At 54.3% G+C, this 6,735-nt stretch carries 5 protein-coding genes and 3 pseudogenes; 5 read left to right on the top strand and 3 right to left on the bottom strand.

Annotated elements, in window-relative coordinates; all coding sequences use genetic code 11:
- Positions 1-520, bottom strand: a 520-nt coding sequence (locus BLR34_RS16220; RefSeq protein ID WP_143414205.1) for a hypothetical protein, incomplete at its 3' end; no start/stop codon positions are given.
- A 207-nt stretch (positions 521-727) separates the two neighbouring features.
- On the opposite strand from BLR34_RS16220, the pseudogene BLR34_RS16215 reads away from it, so the two are divergent.
- The 4 genes and pseudogenes from BLR34_RS16215 to BLR34_RS16745 all read left to right on the top strand — a co-directional run.
- Positions 728-1,470, top strand: a pseudogene (locus BLR34_RS16215) (IS1595 family transposase); the annotation flags it as partial.
- A 45-nt stretch (positions 1,471-1,515) separates the two neighbouring features.
- The gene (locus BLR34_RS16210) at positions 1,516-2,610 is read left to right on the top strand and encodes an IS630 family transposase (protein WP_092704908.1); all 1,095 of its coding nucleotides are present in this window, start codon (positions 1,516-1,518) and stop codon (positions 2,608-2,610) included.
- Positions 2,611-2,757 (top strand): annotated as a pseudogene (locus tag BLR34_RS16750) (IS1595 family transposase); the annotation flags it as partial. It abuts the gene before it with no gap.
- Between the two features lie 47 nt (positions 2,758-2,804).
- Positions 2,805-3,008, top strand: coding sequence for a hypothetical protein (locus tag BLR34_RS16745; protein WP_143414204.1), 204 nt, complete (start codon positions 2,805-2,807; stop codon positions 3,006-3,008).
- A gap of 789 nt (positions 3,009-3,797) precedes the next feature.
- On the opposite strand, the gene BLR34_RS16205 is transcribed toward BLR34_RS16745, so the two are convergent.
- Both BLR34_RS16205 and BLR34_RS16200 read right to left on the bottom strand, forming a co-directional pair.
- Complete coding sequence (locus BLR34_RS16205; RefSeq protein ID WP_092704906.1) at positions 3,798-4,469, bottom strand: metallophosphoesterase family protein; 672 nt, start codon at positions 4,467-4,469, stop codon at positions 3,798-3,800.
- Positions 4,470-4,517: 48 nt separating this feature from the next.
- A complete protein-coding gene (locus tag BLR34_RS16200) occupies positions 4,518-5,456 on the bottom strand; it encodes an IS1595-like element ISHara1 family transposase (RefSeq protein WP_394327694.1) in 939 nt (312 codons plus the stop codon).
- Between the two features lie 148 nt (positions 5,457-5,604).
- Between BLR34_RS16200 and BLR34_RS16195 the strand changes: the two are divergent.
- Positions 5,605-6,735, top strand: a pseudogene (locus BLR34_RS16195) (IS701 family transposase); the annotation flags it as partial.

The following is a 6,735-nucleotide window of genomic DNA, read 5'->3' as shown; positions in this document are numbered from 1 at the left end:
TGCCTTCTGCGACGTGATACAGCGCTTTACTGACTGACCGGTTCCGCAACACCCCACCGCTGAACGCCCCCTCCGCATCGAAATTCGAAATCGGCGCCTTGTTATCCTCGAGCCACCAACTGCTCAGTCCCGTTCGCTGCTGTAGCTTTCTGATCTCTGCCGGTGATGTCAAGTTTTGTCCGGCATAAGCGGCACCGACTTTTTCTGGAACTATTATTGGCTCCGCTGAATCATCATTTGGATATCCATTTAATTCTAGATACCTTCTATCTGAGTCGTAATCCTCTGGTAAGATGTTGTCGATCGTGTTCTTAGCCTCTTCAGCGCGCTCACTTTGCCAATCGTCATCTTGCGCGGTGTCAATGGTAGTGGCTTGTAATTTACCAGGACTATTCTGTGCATAGTCGTCCGTTTCGAACAACTCCTCCAGCAACCACTCTTGCTGCATGTAACGGTACACGACCTTGCTCCCACCACCACCAATACCAATCAGCACATCAGGAGTCTTACAACGAGGCATTACGACGGGATTCGGAGGTGTATAATAAAAAACCTTAGCTACCGGCATATTTCTGGCAAGCAATTGTAGAATATGTGTCAATAATCAATAGTGGGGAATCCAACCTATTATTTATTACGCTCTTCTGTAGAAGATTGTTGGTGAGTTGGAGCAGTAGCTGGAAGTCACAGCAGGCAAGGGTGACGCGGACGCGTCACCCGACGAACGATGATTCCACTCAAGACGTTCGTCTCGGAGCGTCGGGCCGCGAATCTGCTCCAACAGATTCCCTGGCGCGACGGCATCTATTGCCCGCGCTGCCGTGCCGAATCGTGATTCGGTACGGCAGCTATCGAGTGTTTCAACGGTATCGGTGTAAGAATTGCGACCGCACATTCAATGACAAGACCGGCACGGTCTTTGAGCATTCGTCGATACCTCTGAAGAAGTGGTATCTCGCGGTCTACACGTACATCCGGCTGAACACGAGTATTCGACAACTAGATGCTGAACTCGCTGTTTCCTACAAGACGGTGTACCGGCGCGTCCAGCGCTTCCTCCGGTCGCTGGACGCGCCTCGGCCACAGTTCGAAGGGCCAGTGGAGATTGACGAACTGTACGTTTCCGCGGGGAAGAAGGGCCGCGAGCGCGACCGACCGTCGCGCTCGCGTGGCCTGTCCACGCGCGGTCGTGGAACGTATCATGAGGACAAGCCACCAGTGTTCATCCTCGCTGATCGTGGCACGGGAGAGACCTACGTTCACCCGGCGAAAGCCGCCGATGAATCGACAATTCGACTCCTGCTTTCGTACCGCACACAGGAGTCGATGACAGTCTACACAGACGGCTTTCGAGCCTACGAGCCACTCGATGAGGACGACGCTTTCGACCGCGAATACGTCGTCCATGGTGAGGGTGAATACGCTGATGAAGAGGTACACGTCAATACCTGCGAGAGCCACGCGTCGCTGTAATGAGCGCGAGAACCTTTGTTGGTCGCGTTAGATCAGAAAGTAATGAGTGAAGACCGCCGTAAGGAGATTACGTATCATCTTCCAGAGGAGAGAATTGACGAACTCCTTCGTGAGGCCACAGACGATCGCCGAAAAGAGCGGCTAGGCTTTCTGAAGAACCTCTATTACGGTGATTCGGTTGCGGAAGCTGCCGACCGCGAGGGTCGGTCGGCAGCGACCGGCGGACGTTGGGCTGAGGCCTGGAATGAAGGTGGGCTGGAGGGACTGATGCCGAGTTTCGGGGGCAGTCGGCCCCCGAAACTTAACGAAGACCAACAGGAACAGCTGGTGCAGATGCTACGGGACGGCCAGCCGTGGAAATCACAGGAGATTCAGCATCTTATCCAGGAGGAATTCGGTGTTGAGTATCATCCGGATTATCTGGGGAAGTTTCTCCGTGAACTGGGCCTGTCGTATGCAAAACCCCGTCCAAAGCGTCCAAATCGGCCGGAGAATCCAGAAGAGATTCTCGACGAGCGCGTCGCCGACGCGCTCGACGAGGATGAGCGCCCTCACAACAAAGAGGAAAGAGACGACGAAGAAGGATGGATTGTTGACGACGATGTTTGTACAGATGGCGGAACTGTCTTGGGGTTTTTCGATGCGTCACAACCACAGCCGTATGATAATTCACGCCGTGTCTGGTACGTAGACGATCCACACGTGGAACGGCCGTTGGTGAAGACAGAAGACTCAGCGGTTGGATTCTATGCACTGAACGGAGAGAGTACGGTTCGCTGGAAAGAAACCGAAGAGAAAGAGCGGATTTGTGAGGTATTAGCGGCGATACGCGAGCAGAATCCCGGCAAGCGGATTCTGCTCGTCTTGGACAAGCACGGATCACACGTGTGTGAATACACGCGCAAGCGCGCGCATCAACTTGGGATCGATCTCATTTTCCTTCTCTCAGGATCACCGCATCTCAACCCAATCGAGCAGGTCTGGAAGTACCTCAAGTGGACGATGGCACCGATCATCGTTGACGACGAAGACGAGTTCCATGAACTCGTCAAGGACGTGTTTGATCAAGTGACACAACGAATCAGTTTTGCAAAAGACTGGTGCAAGAAGTTCCTTGATTTTCAAAAGTTTCCTTGATCATTAGCGCGACGGTGGCTCTCGCCCCATCGAGGTGTTTCCAAAGACAAACTCACACCGTATCTCAGAGCGTTACAGCTTCGAAAACGAGTCCGTCGCAAACCCGGCGACGAAGCCCTCAAAACCATCCTCAAAACTGCGCTATGATGCGACCAACAATCCTCTACCCATGAGCGTTCGAGATATTAGATAAGATGGACGGTCAAGCGGCAGTCTATTATCCTCCTGATATTGACTTTTCAGCAGTACTCTTTTTCCAGACTGGTTGGGGATATTATTGCTGTCAAGCTCCCCCTGATATAGAGAGGATACAGGAGTGGTTCAAAAATGAACTTGAAGCAGAAGCCGAAAGTGGAGATAGCCTCGTGAATCTTCCAGACTTAGAGTTTGAATATTAACTTCATCGTTCTGGGCGGCCACATATTGCGGCTGACAACCTTGAAAGATGTATACGCACGCATGCTGAGCAGGCTACTCAGAACAAATCGGGCGGAATGAATGGAAAGTTTCTGCTGAGTCCACTCTCTGTATCTTGCAAGACAATTCTGATAAATCTCTAATAAATATTATTCCGCAGCAGTCACTCTCTCACCTGTACTGAGCGCTCCTTAAGATCCATAACGAGGTTGTGAACGATCCATAACACGAGGATCAGAGCCATTCGTTTTCACTGTGTCGTGATTTCGGAATGTGTTTGTAGTAGATGACGCCAGTACGACAGTACCCGCAACACTCGGTGTCTCCGGGGCAACCCGGATGGCGGCCCGACAGACTGTCTGGGTGTACAACTGCGATATCTTGAGCGAAATTCTCCGCCAAGTCGTGGTACTGGTCGCAATCTCGCCAGAACCTTGAGGCTGGACTCGACGTGTGCTGGTGCTCCGTGTCCTCGGTAGAGTGAGACTTTTGTGCGGTCATGGTTGGGTGTCGATGACCAGAACAGACACCCAACAGCGCAAGTGCGCCGGCGACGCCCGCAAGACTTCCAAGATGCGATATCAGCCAGCGATCTGGAAACGGATTCCCTGACTGAGAGACGCATCCCTATCTCACGGGGCGGTGCCGTTCTGGTCTATGAAACCCCAAACCGGGACCAGGAAGACCCATACCGCGCTCTTCCCGGCAGACTGATATAAAACTGGCGTTCAGAGTTACGGAGGTAGGCTAAGTCGGCATCCGAGATGGCTTCACGAACCGTCGAGTAGTCGCGTGCCAATTTGGGTGGGAAGACCACACTCTTCGACACGAGAAATCACCCTGTTGATATCGTATTCCACCCGGCGAAGGTCAACTTCGTCAGTGACAGTGTCGAGGGCCGCATATGCGGCACGTTCGTCCCCGTCTCGTGGTTGACCGACACTCCCCGGATTCACGATGAGCCGGCCGTCGATTGTTGCTTTGTGCTGGATATGGGTGTGACCGAGGACGATTCCATCGTGATCGTCTAAATATGGTCGCATCTCTGGAAAGTGGCGAGGCATGACGTACGTACCGAGTTCTGCAGGATCAGGATGGCTGTGGACCAATCGATAGTTCCCATCGGCAAATTCAGTCCGCTGAGGTCTAGATCCGAGCCACTCCATTTGCTCAGCCGTGAGGTTAGCCTGCGCGTGTTCGAGTCCAGCCTTGGCCATCGGATTATGGGCGTACGAAGACGGGTCATCAACTGCCCTATCGTGATTTCCCTGCATCGTGATCGATACAACCTCACGGACACGTTCGAGGCAATCTCTTGGCCACGGATTGTAGCCGACAATATCACCGGCACAGACGATGTCATCCACGGCTGGCAGATCATCAAGGACCGCTTCTAAGGCAGGCAAGTTACCATGGATATCTGAAATCAGGGCTATTTTCACATGCTACGCTTCTACCTCATACCACTTGTACACTCGCTCTTGTGTAGTCTAGCGGAAGACGTTGACAGCGATGCAGTCAACGATTCCATGTACGGGTGCGTGGCTGAGATTCAGTGAGCGGAGAAAGCCGTAGGAACGAGCGGCCTGCTCCAAGCCCTGCTTGGACAGGCCGCGGAATTTCGCCAACCACGGCTGGATCAAAGACCAGAGACACTCTACCTGGTTCGTGGTAACGCCGTCATCAGTGACGTATTCATCATCGTGGCAGACAGTCTGATGATCGTGGTCCATCGCTTGATAAGCTGGGAGTTCATCGGTCCAGACCTCTCCCAGCGGCTGGGAGAGGTCATCTACCTCCTCGATCACTGGTCCTAACTCCTCGTCGTACCGCGTTTCCTCCTCAGCTGATACCACTCGGAGCTCGTCGCGGCATCCCGCGACGAGCGTCAGTTCATCTCCCTGCTCTCCACTCCATCGTGTTCTCCCTCCGTCTGGTGAGCCGCCACGGTCAAGCCCCTCTCGCGGTGGATCTTGTCCCTTGTACCCAGAACACTCCTGCTGGGTTTCATCGACTTGTGTTGGACCACCGACCGTCTGGGAGATACGGTCCCAGACGGTCGGAAAGCCACGAACGAACGCCGATTCGGTCTCTTTGATACAGCCGTGGAGAGTCTTGTAGGTCGGTGAGAGGAGGAACGCGATCTGGTTGATGCTGAGGTGGGTATCAGCGTAGAGGATGAACGCGATGAGGAACTCGCCAGGAGCGAGTTCCGAATCGTAGAACGGTGTCCCGCGAGTGTACGTCGTTTTCCAGTCACATCGGCCACACCAGATCCGCTTGGAGTCGTCGAGTGCGTGGAGGCTCTTCTCACCGCAGTTCGGGCACGATCGCGCCGCCCATATGGCCTTGAGTCGCCGCTCGACGATGGCGTCGATCGGCTCGGGCCGAAACTCTATTGCTCCCAGTTCCACAAGATCCGTAAGCATCTCGCCGAGGGCGGCGCGATTGTTGGTCACAACCGTTCCTCCTTCGGCGAGATGGCATAATCTTACGAACTGTGGCCCAGTTCCGCTACGCTACAGAAAAGCGTTGTACGTTGAAGTAAGAGCGTGACGTCGGCGGTGGCAAGGACGGATGATGCCGATTACGGACTTCTTGTTGTGTACGCGCGTGTTTGACGAGTTCGAGTCGCTGTCACCAGCACAACGTCATCACGCGAAAACCTACGCCACCGGTCTTGTTGCTGGCCGCAACAAGACCGTGGCGGGTATCGCACGCGAAGTCCTTCCAGCTCAGGGGAAACGCGCCTTCAACAAGTTCCTCACCGAGTACGACTGGGACGAACAGGAGTTCAACCACGAACGCCTCGAAGAGCTTCAAAAACACGGTGAAACACGCTGGTCACAGGATGGCTACATCATCCTCGACGACACGATCACCGAGAAAGCTGGGGACGAAGTCCCCGGCGTCGGCCACTTCTACGATCACGCTGAAGGCGACACTGTCTGGGGCCAAGACCTCATCTACGCCTTCTACGCTGACGACAAAACTGCATATCCGCTCACCATCCGCCTCTACGAACAGCAAGACGAGAACGATCAAAACCACGACACTAAGTACGATCTCGCCCGCGAGATCGTCACCGAACTCCAAGAAGAGGTAGATGTCCGCAGGCACACCTACCTCTTCGATTCGTGGTTCGCTCACGACTCTGGCCTTCCCGAATACATCGAATCCTACAGCAAGGACTGGATCGTCCGGCTCCGGAGCAATCGACAGGTTACCTACGGCGGCGAAGCGGCCGCGTCGATGCGCTTGCAGAGCGCATCGACACGGACAAGCGCGATGTCGATGACGACACCTACCAGATCTGGACGAAGAAGCTTCCTGTCTCCCAATTGGGGGACGGGGAGCTGGTCATCGCCGAGAAAGAGACCGACGAAGATGAAGAGATCCCGGTCAAGTCCCTCGCTACGAAAAAAATCGACGCACCGACCGAGCACGTGATTCGCTCCTACGGGATGCGGTGGCGCATCGAGACGTTCTTCGAGGACTCGAAGCAGGATCTCGGCTTTGGAGACTGCGAGATGCAGACCGACGAAGGTGCCAGTTGGCACTGGCACCTTCTGATGGCTGCCTACAGTCTCGTTCGTCTTGATCCCGATTCGAGCTGCTCTATTGAAAATGCGGGACGGGAGTCGGATCATAGCGTTTTGGCGAGTTTCTTGAGATTGTTGAGCGCGAACAGGAGGACGATCTCACGGA

Origin of the sequence: Halovenus aranensis (assembly GCF_900100385.1) — an archaeon.
GTDB classification, from domain to species: domain Archaea; phylum Halobacteriota; class Halobacteria; order Halobacteriales; family Haloarculaceae; genus Halovenus; species Halovenus aranensis.
The sequence above is the reverse complement of the archived record's forward strand: the minus strand, read 5'-3'. Positions and strand labels throughout refer to the sequence as shown.

What these genes read in the sequence shown, in the direction of transcription:
- BLR34_RS16210 (WP_092704908.1), top strand. Translation starts at nt 1,516, where the DNA reads ATGAGTGAAGACCGCCGTAAGGAGATTACGTATCATCTTCCAGAGGAG.
- BLR34_RS16745 (WP_143414204.1), top strand. Translation starts at nt 2,805, where the DNA reads ATGGACGGTCAAGCGGCAGTCTATTATCCTCCTGATATTGACTTTTCA.
- BLR34_RS16200 (WP_394327694.1), bottom strand. Translation starts at nt 5,456, where the DNA reads ATGCTTACGGATCTTGTGGAACTGGGAGCAATAGAGTTTCGGCCCGAG.